Genomic DNA, 20,099 nt, shown 5'->3' with positions numbered 1-20,099 from the left:
GCGCTGCAATGTCAACGCGGAACGCGTCGGATGGTGGTCAGACGATCGACGCGCCGCGCTTCGGCTTGGTGACGACCACCACTTCCTGGCCGTTCACCCGCACGGTGCGGCGATCATTGAGCGGCTGTCGCACCGTCTGTTTGCGCGCTCGATCCGCGCGCCAGCGTCTCAGCTCGTCCTCGAGATCGTTGCCCTTCAACATGACCCCTCCTCCTTCAACCCCTCCACCACCGTGTCACGTTGCGCGAACCGGTCAGTTCCCCACGAACGACTCGATGGAGCGCGCGCGGCTCGGATGGCGCAACTTGCGCAAGGCCTTGGCCTCGATCTGGCGGATGCGCTCGCGGGTCACGGCGAAACGCTGCCCGACCTCTTCGAGCGTATAGTCCGACTTTTCGCCGATGCCGAAGCGCATGCGCAGGATCTGCTCCTCGCGCGGCGTCAGCGTCGCCAGAACCTTGCGGGTCTGCTCCTCGAGGCTCGTGTAGACCGCGGCGTCGGCGGGCGACACCGTCTGGCGATCCTCGACGAAATCCCCCAGCGAGCTCTCCTCCTCGTCGCCGATCGGCGTCTCGAGGGATACCGGCTCCTTCACGATGCGCAGCACGTTGCGCACCTTGTCGAGCGGCATCTCCATCTTCTGCGCGATCTCTTCCGGGGTTGGCTCGCGCCCGAGTTGCTGGACCAGGTAGCGTGACGAGCGGACGACCTTGTTGATCGTCTCGATCATGTGCACCGGAATGCGAATCGTGCGTGCCTGATCGGCGATGGCGCGGCTCACCGACTGGCGGATCCACCATGTCGCGTAGGTCGAGAACTTGTACCCGCGCTGGTACTCGAACTTCTCCACCGCGCGCATCAGGCCGATGTTGCCCTCCTGCACCAGGTCGAGGAAGCCGAGACCGCGGTTGGTGTAGCGCTTGGCGATGCTGACGACGAGGCGCAGGTTGGCCTCGATGAGGCGCTTCTGGCCGTCCTGGGCTTTGAACTCGCCTTTGCGGATGACGCGCAGGGTCTGCGTCAGTTGTTCGAGGTTCATCCCGACCTCGGCTTCGAGATCGGCGATCTGCTTGCGCGCCGCCTTCAGCTCGTCGACCTGACGGCGCGCTTCCTCGACGCCGAGCCGAAGCTGGCGCGCCGCCGCCGCCGCCGAACGGCTGTCATCGCTCTTGATCCGCGGCGCCAGGCGCAGGATCGCCGGCGCCGTCTGCTTGGTCTTGCGCTCGACGGCGCCGATCACGTCGTGTTGCCGGTCGAGCACGCGCTCGGCCTTCTTCAGCTTCTCGACCACCGTCGTGATGTGGCGCCTGCCGAGCTGGAGCTCGTCGATCGTCCGCCGCACCTTCTGTTCGGCGTTCTGCAGCTTGCGGGTCGCCGCCGGGGTCGGCTTCTTCAGCTTGCGGTGCGCTTCGCGGGCCTGCGTCCGCTCCGCGGCGACCTTGCGCAATTTTTCGAGGATCTTGAGGATGGCGCCATCGCTGGCGCTGGCCTCTTCGGCGCCCTCTTCCTGGTTCTCGTCGCTCTCCGCCTCCTCGTCCTTGAGCTCGCGCTCGCTCAGCTCGCCCGCCTTGATGCGATCGGCGAGCTCGAGAAGGTAGTTGATGAGAAAGGGATGGTTGAGGACGTTTTCACGAACCTGCTTCTCTCCCTCCTCGATCTGCTTGGCGATCTCGACCTCTTGCTCGCGACTCAGCAGGGAGACCGCGCCGATCTCCTGCAGGTACATGCGAACCGGGTCGGAGGTGTCCTCCGCGAAGCTCGACGCGGTGGTGGCGGCGGCGGCAGCCGGACGAGGCTCTTCGCGCTCTTCCTCGACCCACTCGCCTTCCTTCTCCGCGACGTCCTTGCCGAGGCCCGCCTCGGCCAATGACTCGACGCTCTCGACGTCGATCTCGCCCAACATGGAGATGACGCCGTCGATCTCCTCGCCCCCAGCCTCCGCCCCCTGCAACCGATCGCCCAGATCATCGAACGCGCGCCCGTGCGCCTTTGAATCGTCCGCCAGCTTGCGTGCCTTGGCGTGGGAACGGTTTCGCTGCATCGCTTTCACCTACTCAAGCCTCCCCGAAGGGGCACCGCGGGTACCCCGCGCACCGCGCCTCACGAGCGTCGGCCGACCTTACCCCTGCGCGCGCTGGCGCGTCTGCAAGAGAAGCACTGTAACTTGTCGAAAGAACTGGGGTATGCCAGCGGTCGCCATCCGGCTGGAGCGGCCCACAGAAGAGATCCTACCGGGCATGACCGTCTTAAATGGCGCCAGGTAACGAGTCAAGGCCGATGTCGGAATGCAAGTGAAAATTTCTCTCGCCTCTCCCAGACTTAGACTCATGAACCGGGCTCGAGGCCGGCTCCGGGGTCAGTCGTAGTACTCGAGCCCGAGGTGGGTGATCAGCTCCTCGCCGCGCAGATGGCGGAGGGTGTTCTTGAGCTTCATGAGCTGGATGAACAGGTCGTGCTCGGGATACAGGCCGGGGGCGGTCTGGGGGCTCTTGAAATAGAAGGAGAGCCACTCCTGGACCCCGTGCATGCCGGCGCGGCGGGCGAGATCGAGGAACAGCGCCAGGTCGAGGACCAGCGGGGCGGCGAGGATCGAGTCCCGGCAGAGGAAGTTGATCTTGATCTGCATCGGGTAGCCGAGCCAGCCGAACACGTCGATGTTGTCCCAGCCCTCTTTGTTGTCGCCGCGCGGCGGGTAGTAGTGGATGCTCACGCGGTGGACGTAGTCGCCGTACAGTTCCGGATGCAGGTCCTCGCGCAGGATGACGTCGAGCACCGACAGCTTGCTCTCTTCCTTGGTGCGGAAGTTGGCAGGCTCGTCCAATACCTCGCCGTCGCGGTTGCCGAGGATGTTGGTCGAGAACCACCCCTGCAGCCCGAGCATGCGCGCCTTGAGGCCAGGGGCCAGGATGGTCTTCATCAGGGTCTGGCCGGTCTTGAAGTCCTTGCCGCAGATCGGCAGGCGCCGCGCCTGCGCCAGCTCGACCATGGCGGGGATGTCCACCGTCAGGTTGGGCGCGCCGTTGGCGAAGGGGATGCCGCGCTGCAGCGCCGCATAGGCGTAGAGCATGCTCGGCGCGATGGCGGGATCGTTGGCGCGCAGGCCGGCTTCGAACGACTCGAGGTTGAAGTGCACCGGCTGCGGGCTGAGGAAGCTCTCGGTGCTGCCGCACCAGACCATCACCAGTCGACTGACGTCGCTCGAGTCCGCGAAGCGGTCGATGTCGGCCATGATCTGCTCGGCGAGCTCCATCTTCGTCGCCGCCTGCTTCACGTGCGGGCCGTTGAGCCGCTTGACGTAATGCGGATCGAAAGCCGCTGGCCAGGGCGTCAGCGCGTCGAGCTCGTCGCGGACCAGCGCGAGCTGCGTCGGATCGAGCACGCCGGCCTTGCGGGCGCTCTGGTAACAGGTGTCGGGAAAGATGTCCCAGGCGCCGAACACCAGATCGTCGAGGCCGGCGAGCGGCACGAAGTCCTTGATCAGCGGCACCCGCTCATCGGTGCGTTTGCCGAGTCGGATCGTCCCGAGCTGGGTCAGTGACCCGATGGGTCGCGCCAGACCTTTGCGAATCAGCTCGACGCCGGCCACCAGGGTCGTGCTGACGGCGCCCAACCCGACCAGGAGGACGCCGAGACGGCCCTCGGCCGGGGCGATCTGCGCTGCGGTCATGGCGCTCGGTGTTAGAAGGTTCCCCTGGGCAAGGCAAGGTGATCCCTGGGCGACGACGGGACCGGCGACGGCGCCAAACCTCCCGCCGCGCGATCGACAATGAGATCCGCTCGAGCGCCGCGCGTCCTTGACTTGCCGGCAGGCATCGGGAAGCGTCTGCGCATGCGTTGGCGGGGTGGCTGCTGGTGAAGGGAGCGCTGGTTCTCTTCGGGGCGCTCGCGGTGCTGGTGGGCGCGGTCTGGTGGTTCAAGCTCGAGCCCGGCCCGCCGCAGGTGGACTTCGCGCAGGTGCCCGATCCCATCGGGCGCACCGTCACCGGCGACCTCGTGGTGCGCGCCGCCGGGCATCCCGGATTGCGCTACGTCGAGGTCCGGTTGGTCGCCAACGGTCAGGCGATCACGCTTTACCGCCAGGAGCTCCCGGCGAGTCCCAGCACCCGCGAGCAGGACATCGCGTTGAACGCCGACCTCAGCGCCACCGGCGCCGTCGAAGGGCCGGCGAAGCTGGAGGTGGTCGCCGGCACCTACGCCTGGCATCTGTTCGGCGGCGAGCGCGAGACCGTCGCGTCGCGCGACGTCACGATCGACACCACGCCGCCGCGCGTCGACGTCCTCACCACCCAGAACAACATGCGACTCGGCGGCGCGGCGCTGGCGCTCTTCCGCGTCAGTCCCGATGCCACCGACGTCTCCGTCAAGGTGGATCCGTATTCCTTTCCGGCGGTCCGCGGCTACTTCGCCGATCCGAGCCTGGTCATGGTGCTGTTCGCGGTCCCGCAGGATCTGACGGCGCAGGCACGCCCGGTGTTGCGCGCCGTCGACGCCGCCGGCAACGCCACCGAGGTGTCCGTGCCGGTGTCGATCAAGAACCGCCAGTTTCCCGAACGCCAGTTGCAGATCGACGATGCCTTCCTGCAACGCAAGGTGCCGGAGATTCTCTCCAAGGTCGGCAAGCCGGTGCCGGCCGACCTCGTCCAGGGCTACCTGGTGGTGAACCGCGAGGTGCGCAAGGAGTCGGAGGACAAGCTCGACGCGATCACCGCGCAAACGGCGGACGTGCCGCTGTGGACGGGCGTCTTCCGGCGCCAGACCAACGCCGCTCCGATGAGCGCCTTCGCCGATCGCCGCGCCTACGTCTACAAGGGAGAGACGATCGACAAGCAGACGCACCTCGGCTACGACCTCGCGTCACTCAAGCGCGCGCCGGTCGAGGCGACGCAGGCTGGGGTGGTCCTGTTCGCCGGCTACCTCGGCATCTACGGCGATACGGTGGTCATCGACCACGGCCTCGGCGTCTCGTCCCTCTACGGCCACCTGAGCAGCATCGGGGTCAAGGAGGGGCAACGCGTCGCTGCCGGCGAGGTCATCGGCCAGACCGGCGAGACCGGCCTGGCCGGCGGCGACCATCTCCATTTCTCGATCCTCGTGCGCGGCGTTCAGGTGGACCCGGTCGAGTGGTGGGATCCGAAGTGGATGCGCGAGCACCTCGCCGATCAACTCGCGAGCCAGCCCGCCGCCAAGCCGGCGGCCGTCGCCGCCCCACCGCCGGCGGCGAACGACGGCGGTCAGCCCGCGGCCGATGGCCAAGCCGGGCACTGATCAGCGGCAGGCGGTGGGCGAGCGCCTGCTGACCGACTGGGGCGTCGCCGCGGACGCGGACGTCGCGGCGCTCACGGCCCACGCCGGCCGCGCGGCGGATGCGGATGTCGCGATCGCGCACCGACTGGGCGGGATCGCGAGCCAGGCGAGCGCGCGCCAGTTGCAGCAGATGCGCGCCGCCGCGACCGACAAGGGCCTGCGCAAGGAGATCAAGCGCGCGCTCTACCGGCTGGAGCAGCGCGGCGTCGCGATCGCCGATGGACCCGCCGCGGCGCCCGTCGCGACGCCACCGTCCGCGCCGCCGCTCGAGGGCTACGTCTCCAGCGTCGACGGCCGCGGCGACCAACTGGTGTGGCTGATCCGGCCGCAGCCCGGCGGGGTGCTCCATCTGTTCGCCGTCATCAACGACGTCGAGGGCCTGCGCGAGGTGGCGCTGCACAGTGCCAGCCGCAAGGCCCTCAAGACGTTGCGCGGCGAGCTCGAGCAGCGGCATGACGTCCGTCTCGCGGCCGTCGACTGGCGCCACGCCGACGCCCTGGTGCGGCGTGCCTTCGAGGCGGCGCGCGCCAGCGGTGGGCGCATGGAGGGGGACTATCCGGCGTTGCGGGCGCAACTGTGGCGCGAGGCGCCGACCGAGGCGTCGCCGCTGCCGCCGCCCGCCGCCGACGCGGCCGCGCTCGCCCGCTCGGCCGACATGCTGGGCGAGCCCGAGCTGCGCACCTGGTTCCGCCCGGCCGAGGAGCTGGCGCCGTTCCTGGAGGAATTCAGCAGCGTGCAGGACAGCCCACTGGTGCTGAACGAGCTGCAGCAGCGCGAGCGCTTCGACGACATTCTGGCCCGCGCCGTCGACCACACGTTCGGCGGCGCGCAGAGCGAGCGCTGGGGGCGGCGGCTGGCGGAGATGGCGCGCTACTTCGCCGCCACCCGCCGTCCCGACCGCGCCGCCGAGGCCGGCGCGGTCGCCGCGGCGCTCGCCGCCGGCGCGCCGCCGCGCGACATTCCGTTCTGCGATCAGTTGGTGCGCGCGAGCTTCGCCTACTTCGCGCAGCTCGCGGCGCGGCAGGAGGCCGAGCGCGCCAAGGGCTCGTTGATCGTGACGCCCGGTCAGGCGGCCCGGCAGCGCGAACCGCGCTGAGCGCGTCGGTCAGAGCGCGACGACGAGACCGTCGGAGGCGATCTCCTCGGTGATCTCGTCGCGGTGCGCGAGCACCTCGCGGCCGCAGTGCGACAGCACCAGGCGTCGGCACCCGAAGCGACGGCGCTCGGCGGCGAGCCGCGGATAGTCGATGTGGAAGTCGACCTGCGTCTCGTAGAAGCAGCACTCACAGATGAAGAGGTCGACGCCCTGCGACAACGTCACCAGCGCCTCCGTCCATCCCGTGTCGCCCGAGTACAGCACCACCTTGCCGTCGATTTCGAGCCGGTAGCCCAGCGAGATCTCGGTCGCCTGGTGCGGGACGGCGAACGAGAGCAGCTCGGCGGAGCCGATCGGCGTCCGCGTCCCGCCGCTGACTTCCACGTAGCGCGCCTCGAACGGCAGCGGGCGCGCGGCGAGGTCGCGGTACATGGCGCGAAAGAGATCCTCGACCCGCGCCCGGGTGCCCGGCGGTCCGACGATGGTCAGCGGCCGCCGCCGCGGGACGTCGAAGGTCTGCGCGATGAACAGAAACGGCAGCCCGGCAAAATGGTCGCCGTGCAGATGGCTCAGGCAGATGGCGTCGAGGCGCTCGATGTCGACCCCGTCGCGCTGCATGGCGAGCAGCGCCGAGGCGCCGCAGTCGAGCAGCAACGTGCCGCTCGGCGCTTCGACCAGGTAACTCGCGTGGCAACGGCCGCGCGCGTTGAACGCATCGCCGGTACCGAGGAAACGGACGGACACACTCACCCAGGGCTCCTCATGGCCGTTTTGACGGCGCGCATTATGGCGCCACTGGCGGGCGATTACTACGCCCTTCCGCGGGCCGGGCCGGGCTCGCTCAGGCGATCGATCTCGCGCAGCAGCACCAGCAGGGCGGCAAGGGGAGGCGTGGCGCCGGCGCGCAGGTCCTGGGCCAGGCCGACGATGACGTCGACCTGATCGCGACGGGCATCGGTGTAGGCGGCCACGCGTCCGGCACCGTCCGCGGCGACCGTGCGCGTGGCCAGCACGTCGGCCACCAGGTGGCGGCGCGTGGCGCGCAGCCGATCCAACAGGCCGGCCGCGGCGCGCGCCTCCCAGCGGTCGTCCGTGGAGAGGGCCCCGGGCAACGCCTCGCGCAGCCAGTCGAGCTCGAGCGCCGTCCCGAGCTCGCCGTACACCTGAGCGACAGCCGGGAGGGGCGAGCTGGCGTTGGCGGCGATGCGCGCGATCTCGATCGCGTCGCCCAGGCCGGCCAGGAGCGCCACCCGCTGGGCCAGGGGCGGCGGCACGCCGGCCGCCTCGAGCGCCTGCACGTCGGCCGCGTACGCCGCGCCGCGTCGCGATCCGAGGAGCGCCGGCCACTCCGACAACAGGAGACCGACCGGCTCCTGCAGCGGCCGCACGATCGCATCCAACGGCCGCTGAGGACGCAGCGACGGCACGAGACCGGCGACCGCGGCCTCGAACGCGCGCTCGATCCGCATGGCGCACGCGGCGTCGGCCTCCCCGTTCATCCGCTCGGCGGCGCCGTTCAGCGCCGCATCCAACGCCGCGCCGTCGGCGAGGGCGCGCGCCGCCAGCCACGCCTGCACCACCTCGAGGACGTCGCCGCCCGTGTCGCGCACGGCGCGCACCAGGAAGGTCATTCCCAGGTCATCGACGAGCTGGTTGGCGAGCTGAACGGCGATGATCTCGCGCCGCAGCGGGTGCTGCGCCGCGGCGCGCGGGTAGCGCTCGCGAATCGCGTCGGGAAAGTAGCTGAGCAGCAGCGGCTCCAGCGCCGGGTCGTCGCACAGCGGCGCCTGCAGCAGGCGCCGCTGCAGATCGAGCTTGGTGTGGGCCAGCAGCACGGCGAGCTCGGGGCGGGTGAGGCCGCTGTAGAGGCCGCGCCGGACGCGCAACGCCTCGCGCGTCGGCATCTGCGCCGCCTGCCGATCGAGGCCGGCTTCGGCCTCCAGGATGCTGATCAGATCGCGGAACAGGGGCAGGTCGCTGCGCGAGCGGGTCTGGTCGAGATGGAGCGTCCGGGCCTGCGAACGGTTGTGCGCCAGCACCGCCGCGCACACCGGTTCGGCGAGCTCCGCCAGCAGCGCGTTGCGCGCCGGCTCCGGCAGGGTGCCGTTGGCGACCAGCGGGTGCAGGGCGATCTTCAGATTCACCTCGTGGTCGGAGCAGTCGACGCCGGCGGAATTGTCGATCGCGTCGGTGTTGATGCGGCCGCCGTTGAGCGCGTATTCGATGCGCCCGCGCTGAGTGAACCCGAGGTTGCCGCCTTCGACGACGACGGTGGCGCGCAGCTCGCGCGCGTCGATCCGCACAGGGTCGTTGGCCGGATCGGCGACGGCGACGTGCGTCTCGTCACTCGCCTTGACGTAGGTGCCGATGCCGCCGTTCCACAGCAGGTCGACCGGCAGGCGCAGGATCGCCCGCACGACCGCCTCGCCGGACGGCGCCGGGTCGTCCAGCTCGAGCAGCGCCCGCGCCTCGGGCGACAGCGGGATCGCCTTGGCGTCCCGTGGGTAGACGCCGCCGCCGGGGCCGAGTGCCGCGGGGGCGTAGTCGGCCCATGTCGAACGCGGCATGGCGAACAGCCGCTGCCGCTCGCGGATGCCGCGCTCGGGATCCGGGTGGGGGTCGAGGAAGACGTGGCGGTGGTCGAAGGCCGCGACGAGCTGCAGATGACGCGAGCGCAACAGGCCGTTGCCGAACACGTCGCCACTCATGTCGCCGATCCCCGCCACCCGCACGGCATCGCGATCGAGGTCGCGACCGAGCTCGCGGAAGTGCTGACGCGCGCACTCCCAGGCGCCGCGGGCGGTGATGGCAAGCGACTTGTGGTCGTAGCCGTTGCGGCCGCCGGAGGCGAAGGCGTCGCCGAGCCAGAAGCCGCGCGCGGCGGCGATCTCGTTGGCGACGTCCGAGAACGCCGCGGTGCCCTTGTCGGCGGCGACGACCAGGTAGGGATCGGGGGGATCGTAGACGATCAGGCCCGGGGGCGCCTTGATGGTGCCGCGCTCGACGTTGTCGGTGACCGAGAGCACGGCGGTGATGAAGCGGCGGTAGCCGGCTTCGATGCGCGCCGGCTCGATGGCGGCACGGGCGCCGCCGGCGACGACGAAGCCGCCCTTGGCGCCGACCGGCACGATGACCGCGTTCTTCACCACCTGGGTGCGCAGCAGGCCCATGATCTCGGCCCGGAGGTCGTCGGGACGATCGCTGAAGCGAATGCCTCCGCGGGCGACGCGGCCGGCGCGCAGGTGGACGCCGCGCAGGTCGACGCCCTCGACCCAGATCTCGAAGGCGGCCGGCGGCGTCGGCTGCGGCAACTGGGTGAGATCGAGCTTCAGGGCAAGGGCCTCGCCCGGCGCGATCGCGTAGGCATTGGTGCGCACCGTGGCGGCGACCGCGGCGGCGAGATGGCGCAGGATGCGATCGTGCACCAGCAGCGGCACGGCGGCGATGCCCGCCTGCAGGGCGGCCTCGGCCGCTGCGGCCGGTCCCGCCAGCCGCTCGCGCGGCGGGTGCGTCGTGGCGGCGGGATCGAAGCGGGCCGCGAACACCGCGAACAGGGCGCGCGCGCAGGTGGGATTGGCGTTGAGCGTCTCGACGATGGTCGCGGTCGCGCCGGCGCCGCTCTGACTGGCGCGCGCGACATAGGCGCGCAGCACCGCCACCGCCTGCCAGTCGAGGCCGGCGCTGAGCACCAGGGCGTTCAGGGGATCATTGACCGTGCGCCGCGCCCGCACCGCGTGCAGCGCCGCCACCAGGCGCGGCGCATCGCGGTCGGCGTCGAGCGCGCGGCCGTCGATCCCCTCGACGCCGAAGCGGTGGATGGCGACGCGCTCGCCCGCCGGCATCGTCAGGGCGATCACGTCCTCGCCGAGCACGCGCAGGCCGAGGTTCTCGAGCACGGGGACGAACTCGCTCAGGACCAGCGTCTCGTTGCTGGCGTACAGGTTGAGCGTCGGCGCCGCGCCGGGCGCCGGGCGCGCGAGCTCGATCTGCGCCTCCCCGGTGGCGCACAGCGCTTCGATGCAGGCGACGTCGCGGGCGGCGGCGGCAATCTCGGTCCCGGCCTTGTAGGCGGCCGGGAAGGCGGCGCGATAGCGGGCGACGAGCGCGCCGCGCTGCGCCGCGGGCACGAGCGCCGCCAGCTCCTCGGCCAGGGCGTCGTCCCAGGTGCGCAGCAGGCCGCCGAGCTCCTCGCGCAGCGCCGCCATCGCCGGCCCGGCGAGCTGGGAGGGCGCGACCGCGATCTGGAAGTGCAGGCGGGCGACGGTACGGTCGTCGAGCGCCAGGTGATCGAGCAGGAGCGGGCCGCCGAGATGGCGGGCGACGGCGGCGGTGATGTGCTCGCCGAGCTCGGTCGAATAGCGGGCGCGCGGCAGCAGCGCGATCACGAACAGCCCGCGACCGGTGGCGTCGGCGTGGGCGAAGAGGCCGACGTGCAGCGCCGACTCCGCGTCGACGATGGCGCGCATCGCGTCGAGCACGTCCTCGATGCGGCTGGAGAAGAGCTGCTCGCGCGGGAAGCTGTTGAAGAGGTCGACCAGGTTGCGGGCGTCGTGCGAGCCGGCGACGATGCCCTGCCGGTCGAGGATCGCCGCCAGGCGGCGACGCAGGAGCGGGATCTCGCTGGCCGCCTGGCCCTCGGCGCGAAAGGTGAAGAGGCCGATCAGGCGGCGCACGCCGACCAGCACCCCGCGCGCGTCCACCTCCTTGATGGCGATGTCGTCCATCGGCGCGTCGCGGTGCACCGGGCTGGCGGCATTCGTCTTCGACATCAGGATCAGGGGCGCGCCGCCGAGCCGCGCCGCGATCTCCGCCGGCACGTCGCCGCCCGCGGCCCAGCGCGACGGCGCGGGGGTGCGCAGCAGGCCGAGGCCGCTGCCGGCCCGCGTGGTCGCCCGCAGGGCCCCGTCGGTGGTCAGCGCATACTCGCGGTAGCCCAGGAAGACGAAGCTCTTGTTGGCGAGCCAGTCGAGGAACGCGGCGGATTCCTCCCGCTCCTCCTCCCACGGGGAGGGCAGCGGCGCGGCGCGGAGCGTCGCGGCGGCGTCGGCGAGGCGGGCACGCATGGCGCGATAGTCGTCGGTGACGGCGACCAGGCGTTCGAGTCGATCGGCGAGCCGCTCCTGCAGCGCGCTGCTCGCCGCCAGGTTGGCGACCTCGACGTGCACGAACGATTCGTGCGGCACGCCGGGCGTGGGCGGGGTGACGCGCCGCAGATGGCCGGCGGCATCGCGTTCGACGCCGAGGATCGGGTGCAGCAGCAGCCGCACCATGCCGCCCTCGCGCTGGAGGAAAGCGCGCACCGTGTCGACGATGAACGGCCGATCCTCGAGCACCGTCTCCACCACGGTCAGCGAACTGCTCCAGCCGTCGCGCCCGCGCTCCGGGGTGAAGATGCGCAGCGCGATCGGCGCCGTGCGCTCGCCCAGGAAGGCGAGGGCGCTGGCGGCGCGCGGCCAGGCGTCGGCGTCCTCGGCGAGCGCGCCGCCGGCGCCGTAGAGCTCGCGGGCGAAGGTCTCGACGCGGACCGGATCGGGCGGCGGGGGCGTCGCGGGCGGTGCGCCGAGCGGTCCCGGCGCCGGCGTCTCCTCGGCGCCGCCCTCGGGCGGCGTGGGGCGCTGCTCGGCGCGGCTCTCCATGAGCTGCGCGATCGCCTTCTGCAGTGACGCCATGGGGATCCCGCCGCGGGGTTACTCGCGCGGTGCGGGTATTTCAACCCGCACCGTGGCGCCGATCCGGCGAGCGCCCAGCGCGCTCGCGAATGCTTCCGCCGCCCCGTCCTCCGGGGCGTCTCGCCAGTCGATCAGCAGGCAGTGGCGGCGCGCGGCGCGCTCGCGGACCAGCGCCGCGAGGGCGCGGGCGACGTCGTCTTCCGAGGCGCGCACGAGCTCGACCGTCGCCCGCTGTCCGTCGAGGAGGTGGCGGGCGTAGGTCACGTGGACCACGCCGACGACCGTGCCGTCGCGCAGGGCGACGTAGCAGTCGGCGCCCAGGTCGGCGACCAGCTTGCGGAAGTGGTGCCGGGTGGCGCGGTCCGCCGGGGCCGGCGCGGCGGCCGTGAGGAGGGCGAAGATCGCCCCGGCATCGGTGCGGCGGGCGCGGCGGCAGCGGATCGGACGAGCTTCCATCGCAGCCGCGCAGCGTAGCACACCGGGTGGAGGCGGACAGGTGCGGTAGGCGCTGCCGGTCCCGTGTGGTAGCCGCCTGCCATGGCCGCCGGCGACGAGACGACCGCGAGGCTGGTCGTCACCACCGGGGAGATGGCGTACGGCGCGCACGCGGTGGCGCGGGTGGACGGAAAGGTCATCTTCGTGCGCGGCGCGGCGCCGCACGAGGAAGTCGAGGTGGCGCTGCGCGAGACACGACCGCGCTACGCCTTCGCCGACGTCGTCGCCGTTCGCCGTCCGTCGGCGGCGCGCCGCCACCCGCCCTGTGCCTACCTGCCGCGCTGCGGCGGCTGTCCCTGGCAGCACCTCGACTACGCCGCCCAGCTCGCCGCCAAGCGCCGCATCGTCGCCGAGCAGTTGCGGCGACTCGCCGGCCTGACCGTTCCGGTGCAGGCGCCGCTGCCGTCGCCGCGTGAATACGGGTATCGCCGCCGGCTCAAGCTGCGCGTCGCCGACGGGGTCGTCGGCTTTCACGCCGCCGCCTCGCACGACCTGGTGGCGGTCGACCACTGCCTGCTCGCCGAGCCGCACGTGGACGCCGCCCTCGCCTGGTTGCCGGCGCTGGTGGCGGCCTTGCGCGCGGCGCTGCGGCGTCTCGAGGTCGCGTCGCGCGGCGAGGGCGCGCGGGTGGTGGTGGCGGGCGAGGCGGAGGGCGGCTGGCACGCCGCCGACGAGGCCGCCTGCCGCGCTTGGCTTGCCGCGCATCCGGCGGTCGCCGGCCTGGTGTTGCGCGGCCGTGGTTGGACGCGCGTCTGGGGCGATGCGGTGGTCTCGGTCGTCGGCGCCGCCGCGCCGCCGCTCCAGGTGCACGCGCCGGGGTTCACGCAGGTGAACGATGCCGCCAACCGCCTGCTGATCGAGCAGGTCGTGGCCGCCGTGGCGCCGCGGCCCGGCATGCGCGTGCTCGACCTGTACGCCGGCGCCGGCAACCTCTCACTGCCGCTGCGCCGCGCCGGGGCGCTGGTGACCGCGGTCGAGCAGGACCGCACCGCCGCCGCGGACGCGCGCGCCCAGGCGGACAGCGAACCGGGGACGCCGCTGCGGATGCTGGCGATGACGGCGGAGCGGGCGGTGGCGGAGCTCGCGGGTGCCGGCGAACGCTTCGACGCCGTGATCCTCGATCCGCCGCGCAGCGGCGCTGCCGCCTGCGTCGCGGCGCTGCTGCGCATCGCGGCGCCCCGCCTGGTGTACGTGTCGTGCGATCCATCCACCCTGGCGCGCGATCTGCGGCCGTTGCACACCGCGTATCGGATCGACGGCGTGCAGCCGATCGACTTCTTTCCGCACACGTACCACGTCGAAACCGTCGTCACCGCAACGCTCGCTTGCGACCCCCCAGCCCCTGATGTAGCGTCTGCGCGGCGTCACGGGCCGAGCCTTTCGCGGACGCGCCCACGCAGGCGACGCCGCATGCGATGACGCACACGCAGCCTGTAAAGGTGTGAGCCCTGATGGCCAAGCCGCCGAAGACCCTGGCGCCCAAGATCACCATCATTCCCGGGCGGGGTGTCTCCCAGACGATCAATTACCTGCTGAAGGATCGCGACGAGCTCGAGTGGCTGGTGGCCGTCGGCCGCAACAAGGAAGGCGAGATCTTCTTCTACGACACCGGCGGCGACATCATCGAGGACCTGGGCACTCTCGAGTATCTCAAGGAACGCATCGCCCGCGCTCATTTCGGCGACGAGCCGGAGTGAGCGGCCGCAGCGCGCCGCCCGTCCGTCACCGCGCTGACACCGACACGTCACTCGCAGTGCCACCTCCCCGGTCGCAGGAAGGCCGGCAGAGCGCCGCGACTGGCGGCACGCTTCTGGCTTCTGCCTTGCCGCTACTGGCGGACGGGAGGCCGGACCGATGGAAGATCTGCGCAAGCAAGCGAACGACCTGTTGGTGTTCTACGGCAAGATGCAGAACCGGCTGTCACAGGCCGGGGTCAACGACACCGGGTCGCTGGTTGGGATGTTCAAGCAACTCGAGCGCGGGCTCGAGGCGGTGGCGTTGGAGGACCTCGATCCGGCGATTCAGGAAGTGACTCGCCTGGTCGAGTCGCTCAACCGCATGCAGTCCGATCTGCAGGTGATCAAGGAGCTGAAGCTGCGGGTGGAGAAGACCCGGGTCGCCGTCGGCAGCGGCGGCCGCGCCGAGGATCCGCTGTCCGGCAACGGCCGGCGCGCCGCCTGAGCGCCCCTCAGTTCTTCGGCATGGCGCCGGACGGGCTCGCGTCGCCCGGCGCGGGGGTCGGCGGCGGCTCCATCAGGTCGCTGAGGCGGACCTTGCGGTAGGAATCGGGCACGGTGAACGTCGACGGCGGGATGTCGCGCTGCTGCACCGATGTCGCGGTGCGCTCGAACGTGCCGGCCACGTGGTGGGTGACGCTCTTCACCACCAGCGCCTTCTCGGTCACCCGCCGGTACTCGGGATCGCGATAGATCGCGTTGTAGGCATCCGCCGACTTGCCCTGCATGACGGCGCTGTTCTTGAGCTGCTGCGCGAGGTAGCGGTCGTAGTTGAGATCCGACGACAGATCGACCGGCGCGATCCACATCTCCTCGAACAGATCGCCGTCCACCCTCACCTCGTACTTCTCGGCGGCGTAGCCGGCGATCTTTTCCGTCACCCCGGTCGCGGTGATGGACACCGGCGGCAACTTGGATGGGTCGACGGTGCTGGGCGTCGGCACGCTGGCCGCCGCGTCCTTGTCCTTCTTCTTCCCGGTGAGGTGGCCGATGCGTTCGCGTATCGCGGCGTCGCGCGCCGTGGTCATCTCGCGCAGGTAGTCGCTCGACGAACCGCTCCAGAAGTAGTCCTTGGTCGGGTTCATCATCACGAGGCGATCTTTGTCGTAGTCGGTGATGGTGACCACCTCCGGCTGGTCCATGCGAACCTGGTTCTTGGCGATCGACTGGGTCGCCTTCTGGGCCGCCATCGCCTGCCCTTTCGGCCCCGCGGCGGCGGTGCTCCACTCGATGACCCAGCCGGCCTGCGCCAGGCTGGGGATGAGTGCCAGGGCGGCGAGAATGGCGAGCGAACGAAGCGTGCTGGGCATGAGTGGGTCCTTCCGCATGGGTGTCAACGCGCGACCTTACCGGCGCATCGACAGCGGGTCAATTTTCGCGGCGCGGTCAGCGCAGGGCGCTGGCCGTCCCGATGATCGTGGGCGTGCCATCGTCTTTGGCGCACCAGACGTCGGTCACCACCCGAACCCGCGAGCCCTCGGGGATTTCGTCGCGGATGCGCCCCGCGGCGCGCACCGCCTCGCCGCCCCACAGCACGTTGACCAGATTGAGCGACATCTGGCCGCCGCAGAAGAAGCCGATGCCGAACGCCTGGGTCATCAGCTCGGCGAGCAGGCAGACCGAGAGCATCCCCTGGACGACGACGTCTGGGAAGCCGAGCGCCTGCGCCATCTCGCGATCGGTGTGGTAGTTGCGCACCGGGCCGGAGAACGCCTCGCACATCTCGAGGGTGACGACGCGGCGAAATCCGGGCAGCGGTTCGCCGCTATTGGGCGGCTCAAAGCGGCGCTCCGGGCGGCGCTCCCGCTCCTTGTCCACCACCATCGCATCCCCGGGGGCGTCGGCGAGAAAGCTCTGGTGCGTCCGGCTGCGCTGCAGCCAACGCCCGTCGTCATCGGTGACCAGGACCTCGTTGACGACGTAGTCGCGGTTGCGCTTGCGGTACCGGCCGACGACGGTCGACCGGGTGCGGACCACGGAGCCCACCGGCATGGGGGCGAAGAGATCCCATTCCTGTTTGGCGTGCAGATTGCCGATCAGGTTCGGCAGGTACCAACTGAGGTCGCGGTAGACCTCGGAGTGGTAGAGGAGCGCCGGGGCGATCGGGCCGCCGAACGGGGAATCGCCGCGATACCACGGGTGGCGGTCGCCGGTGCCGTCGCCGTAGCGCGCCACCTCGGCCGGGGTCACCGTGGCACGGCGTCCGCCGATGTCGCGACCGACGAACACCTCGTGCGCGGGGAAGAATTCGATCGCCATGGGGCGGACCATATGGGCGACCGCGCCGCGCCGTCAACGCGGTTGAAGGGGGCGGGCGCTCCAGGCTAGGAGCACGCTCGCGCCGCCATGCTCGTCACGCTGATCGGAGTCGCCGTCCTCGCCGTATCGCTCGGCGTGGTGGCCTATCTCGGCAGCGTCCTGTGGGGCGCGGCGCGCGGGCCGCTCGGCGCCTTCCTCGAGCGGCAGCAGTTCGAGCGCCATGTGGCGCGCATCGAGCGCGCCGACCGCCTGCTGCGCGAGGGCGACGTCTCGGCGGCGTTGCTCGAGCTCGAAGCCGCCCTGTATCCGCAGCCGCCGCAGACCGCCACCATGGCGCGCGCCGTGGCCAACCATCACACCGGGCTGCTGAGCCGCCTGATCGCCGCCGCCGATTCGGTGCAGGGGCAGCGCGTGCGGCTGATCTCGCTCGCCAAGGCGGACCGCCTGTTCCACGAGCGCGCCGCCCTGCAGCAGCGGTACGTGGCGTTGCGCCAGAGCGGGTCGCGCCAGCGCCTGCGTCAGCTCGAGCAGGACTTCCGCGGCAACACCCGCGAGCTGCGGGCCGCGCTGAACGCGCTGAGCGCGGAAATTGCCAGCACGCGGGCCGTCCGCTACCACTGACCGCCATGTGGGAACGCGAGCTGGACGTGGCGATCGACACGGCGCGTCGCGCCGGGGCGATCGTGCGCGAAGTGTACGAGCGGCCGTTCGAGGTGGTGGAGAAATCGCACGACAATCCACTGACCGAGGCGGATCTACGGGCCAACGACTGCATCCACGCGGCCATCCTGGCGGCGTTTCCTGGCGACGGCTGGCTGTCGGAGGAGACGCGGGATTCCCGCGAGCGCCTGTCGCGGCGGCGGGTGTGGATCGTCGATCCGCTCGACGGCACCAAGGAGTTCACCCAGCACATCCCCGAATTCTGCATCTGCATCGCGCTGGTGGATGACGGTCGGCCGGTGGTCGGCGTCAGCTACAACCCGGTCACCGACGAGCTGTTCGCCGGCGCCGAGGGGCATGGATTGCAGGTCAACGGCACGCCCGCCCACTGCACGGACACCGCCGACGTCCAGCAGGCGCGGGTGCTCGCCAGTCGTTCGGAGGACAAGCGCGGCGAGTGGGATCCGTACAAGTCCCTGATGAAGGTCGAGTTGACCGGCAGCGTCGCCTTCAAGCTGGCGCTGATCGCCGCCGGCCGCGCCGACGGCACCTTCAGCCTGACCCCCAAGCACGAGTGGGACGTGTGCGCCGGCGCGGCGCTGATCCTCGCCGGCGGCGGCCGCATCACCGACTGCCACGGCGTGCCGCTGCGCTTCAACAGCGAGAAACCGCTGCTCCCCGGCATCATCGCCACCAACGCGGCCCTGTTCGCTCCGATCCGCGCCGTCATCGCCCGCGTCGGCAAGCCGGCGCCGACGGGCACGCGGGCCTGACGCGGCCGCCGCGCGCCCCGCGCTCGCTGCTAGCGGGCGGCGCGGCGGGCGACGGCGGTCGCCACCAGACCGGGCAGATCGGACATCACGCCGTCGACGCCGAGGTCGAGCAGGCGCTCCACCTCCGCGGCGTCGTTGATCGTCCACACGTGCACTTCGAGGCCGACACGATGCGCGGCGGCCACGCTCGCGGCGCTGACGATCTCCACCTCGCCGTGTGCCGGCGGCACCTGCAGCGCCGCGCCCGGTGGCGCGTAGCCGCCCCAGTCGTCGCGCAGCCAGCGGTCCATGAACGCCATCACGTCGCCGACGCTCATGCCGGTGGCGACCCGGTCGCCGACCGCGGCGCGGATCGCGGCCATGATGTCGTCGTGCTCGGCGGCCAGCAGCGTGCGCTCGAGGGCGCCGCCGTGACGCAGGATGGCGAGCGTCGCGTCGACGATCGGCGGCTCCGCCTGCTTGATCTCGATGTTGAACGCGTGCCCGGGATGGGCGGCGACCACCTCGGCGAGCCGCGGGACGCGCACGCCCTGGCCGCGATACGGGTACGCGTGGCCGTCGTGCGTGAAGTGCCAGCCGGCGTCGAGCGCCGCGACATCCGCCCATCGCCACTCGCGCACCGGGCCCTCGCCGTTGGTGGTGCGGTCGAGCAGGGGATCGTGCAGCACGACGATCTCGCCGTCGCTGGTCGCGTGCACGTCGAGCTCGAGGTAGCTCGCGCCGAGCGCGGCGGCGAGCGCGAACGACGGCAGCGTGTTCTCGGGCGCGACGCCGGCGGCGCCCCGATGCCCGAAGACGCGCGGCCGCGGCCGCGCCAGGTAGGTCGCGGCGCTCAAAAGGTCAGCGTGATCGGGCCGACGCCGCTGGCGACGGCCAGCGCCGGCAGGCCCATCTCGGGCGCGATCGGGGTCGCCGGCGAGCTCGGCGGCAGCGTGCGCAGGCGGGCCGAGAGCTGCCGCCGCCGCGTCGCGGAGTCCACCAGCGCGCCCTTCTCGGGCCGCGCCGGGTACTGGATGCTCCGTGGATCGACGTACTGGCCATCCTCGAAGGTCGCGAAGTGGAGATGCGGCCCGGTGGCGAGGCCGCTCTGTCCCACCCAGCCAATCACCTGGCCGCGCGCGACCTTGGCGCCACCGCCGACGCCGGGCGCGATCTTCTCGAGGTGCGAGTATGCCGACACGAATCCGCGGCCGTGGGCGATCTCGATGTGGTTGCCGAAGCCGCTCTGCACGCCGCTGAACTGCACCGTCCCGATGCCGATGGCGCGTACCGGCGTGCCGGCGGGGGCCGCGAAGTCGACGCCGAGGTGCGGCCGGTTGACGTGCAGGATGGGATGCATGCGCGCGTCGGTGAACGCGGAGGTGATGCGCGACAGCTCCAGCGGGTAGCGCAGCGGCGCGTCGTCGAGCGGATGGCCGGCGCCGTCGACGTAGGTGGGGGCGTCACCGTCGGTGAGCAGGTAGGCGGCGGCGCGGTCGGAGCGCCCCTCGTACTCGACGGCGACGATGCGGCCCGGCCGGAGCAGCCGGCCCGCGAGCGTCGTCCGCTGTTCCCAGAGGACGCGAAAGCGGTCGCCGTGATGCACGTTCGCGTTGAAATCGAGGCGCCAGCTCAGCAGGTCGACGAGTTGGGAGACCACCGCATCGGGGATGCCGGCGCGCACGGCCGCGTCCTCGATGCTGCGGCCGACGGTGCCGCGCGCCCCGATGGTGCGCACCCGCACGGGGACGGGCTCCCGCCGCGCCGCCGGACGACCGCGGCCGTCCACTTCGATCACGAGGCGCTCCTCGCCTGGCAGCTCGTAGCGCAGGGCGAGCAGGTGGCCGCGATCGCCGAGGTCGAGCTCGAGGACGCGGCCGGCCACCAGGCGTCCCAGATCGGTGACGCGCCGAGCGGCACGCTGCCACCGGGCGACCTCGTCGCGCGCGATCCCCTCGTGGCGCAGCAGCGCATCCAGCGTGTCGCCACGCGCCGCCTGCAGCTCCACCCGGCGCGCCACCAGCGGCGGCGCGGGCGTGCCGGCAGGCGCCAGTGCGTGCACGGGCACGCCGACGAGCAGGACGCCCGCGATGGTGGACAGCCAGCGCCGCACTGCACCTGTCGCCAC

Annotated in this window: 17 protein-coding genes; 7 read left to right on the top strand and 10 right to left on the bottom strand. The window is 71.6% G+C overall.

Translation table 11 applies throughout. The features are described from left to right. Positions 1 to 37: 37 nt before the first annotated feature. From KF840_03020 to KF840_03010, 3 genes are all read right to left on the bottom strand, one after another. The gene (locus KF840_03020; protein MBX3023860.1) at positions 38 to 202 is read right to left on the bottom strand and encodes a hypothetical protein; all 165 of its coding nucleotides are present in this window, start codon (positions 200 to 202) and stop codon (positions 38 to 40) included. A gap of 51 nt (positions 203 to 253) precedes the next feature. Beyond that, positions 254 to 2,041, bottom strand: coding sequence for an RNA polymerase sigma factor RpoD (gene rpoD / locus KF840_03015; protein MBX3023859.1), 1,788 nt, complete (start codon positions 2,039 to 2,041; stop codon positions 254 to 256). Between the two features lie 315 nt (positions 2,042 to 2,356). Then, positions 2,357 to 3,667 carry an inositol-3-phosphate synthase gene (locus tag KF840_03010; GenBank protein ID MBX3023858.1) on the bottom strand — a complete coding sequence of 437 codons (1,311 nt, stop codon included), beginning with the start codon at positions 3,665 to 3,667 and terminating at the stop codon, positions 2,357 to 2,359. A 185-nt stretch (positions 3,668 to 3,852) separates the two neighbouring features. Here KF840_03010 and KF840_03005 point away from each other — a divergent pair, with 185 nt between their 5' ends. Further along, on the top strand, positions 3,853 to 5,265 hold the full coding sequence (locus KF840_03005) for a M23 family metallopeptidase (GenBank protein ID MBX3023857.1): 1,413 nt from the start codon (positions 3,853 to 3,855) through the stop codon (positions 5,263 to 5,265). Continuing rightward, entirely contained in the window at positions 5,246 to 6,400 is a 1,155-nt protein-coding gene (locus KF840_03000; GenBank protein MBX3023856.1) for a hypothetical protein, read from the top strand. The genes KF840_03005 and KF840_03000 overlap by 20 nt, the downstream gene beginning before the upstream one ends. A 9-nt stretch (positions 6,401 to 6,409) precedes the next feature. Here the strand turns inward: KF840_03000 and KF840_02995 are convergent, their stop codons facing one another. The 3 genes from KF840_02995 to KF840_02985 are packed head-to-tail and all read right to left on the bottom strand — an operon-like array spanning position 6,410 to position 12,525. Then, positions 6,410 to 7,150, bottom strand: coding sequence for an MBL fold metallo-hydrolase (locus KF840_02995; protein ID MBX3023855.1), 741 nt, complete (start codon positions 7,148 to 7,150; stop codon positions 6,410 to 6,412). A 59-nt stretch (positions 7,151 to 7,209) separates the two neighbouring features. Further along, positions 7,210 to 12,069, bottom strand: a complete 4,860-nt coding sequence (locus KF840_02990) for an NAD-glutamate dehydrogenase (GenBank protein ID MBX3023854.1) — start codon at positions 12,067 to 12,069, stop codon at positions 7,210 to 7,212. 18 nt (positions 12,070 to 12,087) lie between these two features. Further along, a complete protein-coding gene (locus tag KF840_02985) occupies positions 12,088 to 12,525 on the bottom strand; it encodes a hypothetical protein (GenBank protein MBX3023853.1) in 438 nt (145 codons plus the stop codon). An 81-nt stretch (positions 12,526 to 12,606) separates the two neighbouring features. Between KF840_02985 and rlmD the strand changes: the two genes are divergently transcribed. The 3 genes from rlmD (at position 12,607) to KF840_02970 (ending at position 14,745) form a co-directional block, all read left to right on the top strand. Beyond that, a complete protein-coding gene (rlmD, locus tag KF840_02980; protein MBX3023852.1) occupies positions 12,607 to 13,983 on the top strand; it encodes a 23S rRNA (uracil(1939)-C(5))-methyltransferase RlmD in 1,377 nt (458 codons plus the stop codon). Positions 13,984 to 14,015: 32 nt separating this feature from the next. Further along, on the top strand, positions 14,016 to 14,261 hold the full coding sequence (locus KF840_02975; GenBank protein ID MBX3023851.1) for a hypothetical protein: 246 nt from the start codon (positions 14,016 to 14,018) through the stop codon (positions 14,259 to 14,261). Positions 14,262 to 14,418: 157 nt separating this feature from the next. Next, complete coding sequence (locus KF840_02970; protein ID MBX3023850.1) at positions 14,419 to 14,745, top strand: hypothetical protein; 327 nt, start codon at positions 14,419 to 14,421, stop codon at positions 14,743 to 14,745. Between the two features lie 7 nt (positions 14,746 to 14,752). Here the strand turns inward: KF840_02970 and KF840_02965 are convergent, their stop codons facing one another. Together KF840_02965 and KF840_02960 are read right to left on the bottom strand one after the other, a co-directional pair. Beyond that, positions 14,753 to 15,610 carry a hypothetical protein gene (locus KF840_02965; GenBank protein ID MBX3023849.1) on the bottom strand — a complete coding sequence of 286 codons (858 nt, stop codon included), beginning with the start codon at positions 15,608 to 15,610 and terminating at the stop codon, positions 14,753 to 14,755. 76 nt (positions 15,611 to 15,686) lie between these two features. Then, positions 15,687 to 16,559 carry a MaoC family dehydratase gene (locus KF840_02960; GenBank protein ID MBX3023848.1) on the bottom strand — a complete coding sequence of 291 codons (873 nt, stop codon included), beginning with the start codon at positions 16,557 to 16,559 and terminating at the stop codon, positions 15,687 to 15,689. An 87-nt stretch (positions 16,560 to 16,646) separates the two neighbouring features. Between KF840_02960 and KF840_02955 the strand changes: the two genes are divergently transcribed. Together KF840_02955 and KF840_02950 are read left to right on the top strand one after the other, a co-directional pair. Next, positions 16,647 to 17,180 carry a hypothetical protein gene (locus KF840_02955; protein ID MBX3023847.1) on the top strand — a complete coding sequence of 178 codons (534 nt, stop codon included), beginning with the start codon at positions 16,647 to 16,649 and terminating at the stop codon, positions 17,178 to 17,180. A 5-nt stretch (positions 17,181 to 17,185) separates the two neighbouring features. Continuing rightward, positions 17,186 to 17,992 carry a 3'(2'),5'-bisphosphate nucleotidase CysQ gene (locus tag KF840_02950; protein ID MBX3023846.1) on the top strand — a complete coding sequence of 269 codons (807 nt, stop codon included), beginning with the start codon at positions 17,186 to 17,188 and terminating at the stop codon, positions 17,990 to 17,992. Positions 17,993 to 18,021: 29 nt separating this feature from the next. Here the strand turns inward: KF840_02950 and KF840_02945 are convergent, their stop codons facing one another. Continuing rightward, on the bottom strand, positions 18,022 to 18,828 hold the full coding sequence (locus KF840_02945) for a glycerophosphodiester phosphodiesterase (protein MBX3023845.1): 807 nt from the start codon (positions 18,826 to 18,828) through the stop codon (positions 18,022 to 18,024). Continuing rightward, positions 18,825 to 20,099 carry a M23 family metallopeptidase gene (locus KF840_02940; GenBank protein ID MBX3023844.1) on the bottom strand — a complete coding sequence of 425 codons (1,275 nt, stop codon included), beginning with the start codon at positions 20,097 to 20,099 and terminating at the stop codon, positions 18,825 to 18,827. Before KF840_02940 ends, KF840_02945 begins: the two co-directional genes overlap by 4 nt.

The sequence above is a fragment of the bacterium genome (genome assembly GCA_019637795.1).
GTDB lineage: Bacteria > Desulfobacterota > Binatia > HRBIN30 > CADEER01 > JAHBUY01.
Note: the sequence above shows the minus strand (reverse complement) of the source record. Positions and strands in the feature narration are given on the sequence as shown.

Bases quoted from the DNA above. Each gene is read 5' to 3' on its own strand.
- KF840_03020 (MBX3023860.1), bottom strand. From the start codon at position 202: ATGTTGAAGGGCAACGATCTCGAGGACGAGCTGAGACGCTGGCGCGCG.
- rpoD (MBX3023859.1), bottom strand. From the start codon at position 2,041: ATGCAGCGAAACCGTTCCCACGCCAAGGCACGCAAGCTGGCGGACGAT.
- KF840_03010 (MBX3023858.1), bottom strand. From the start codon at position 3,667: ATGACCGCAGCGCAGATCGCCCCGGCCGAGGGCCGTCTCGGCGTCCTC.
- KF840_03000 (MBX3023856.1), top strand. From the start codon at position 5,246: ATGGCCAAGCCGGGCACTGATCAGCGGCAGGCGGTGGGCGAGCGCCTG.
- KF840_02990 (MBX3023854.1), bottom strand. From the start codon at position 12,069: ATGGCGTCACTGCAGAAGGCGATCGCGCAGCTCATGGAGAGCCGCGCC.
- KF840_02985 (MBX3023853.1), bottom strand. From the start codon at position 12,525: ATGGAAGCTCGTCCGATCCGCTGCCGCCGCGCCCGCCGCACCGATGCC.
- rlmD (MBX3023852.1), top strand. From the start codon at position 12,607: ATGGCCGCCGGCGACGAGACGACCGCGAGGCTGGTCGTCACCACCGGG.
- KF840_02975 (MBX3023851.1), top strand. From the start codon at position 14,016: ATGGCCAAGCCGCCGAAGACCCTGGCGCCCAAGATCACCATCATTCCC.
- KF840_02970 (MBX3023850.1), top strand. From the start codon at position 14,419: ATGGAAGATCTGCGCAAGCAAGCGAACGACCTGTTGGTGTTCTACGGC.
- KF840_02965 (MBX3023849.1), bottom strand. From the start codon at position 15,610: ATGCCCAGCACGCTTCGTTCGCTCGCCATTCTCGCCGCCCTGGCACTC.
- KF840_02960 (MBX3023848.1), bottom strand. From the start codon at position 16,559: ATGGCGATCGAATTCTTCCCCGCGCACGAGGTGTTCGTCGGTCGCGAC.
- KF840_02955 (MBX3023847.1), top strand. From the start codon at position 16,647: ATGCTCGTCACGCTGATCGGAGTCGCCGTCCTCGCCGTATCGCTCGGC.
- KF840_02950 (MBX3023846.1), top strand. From the start codon at position 17,186: ATGTGGGAACGCGAGCTGGACGTGGCGATCGACACGGCGCGTCGCGCC.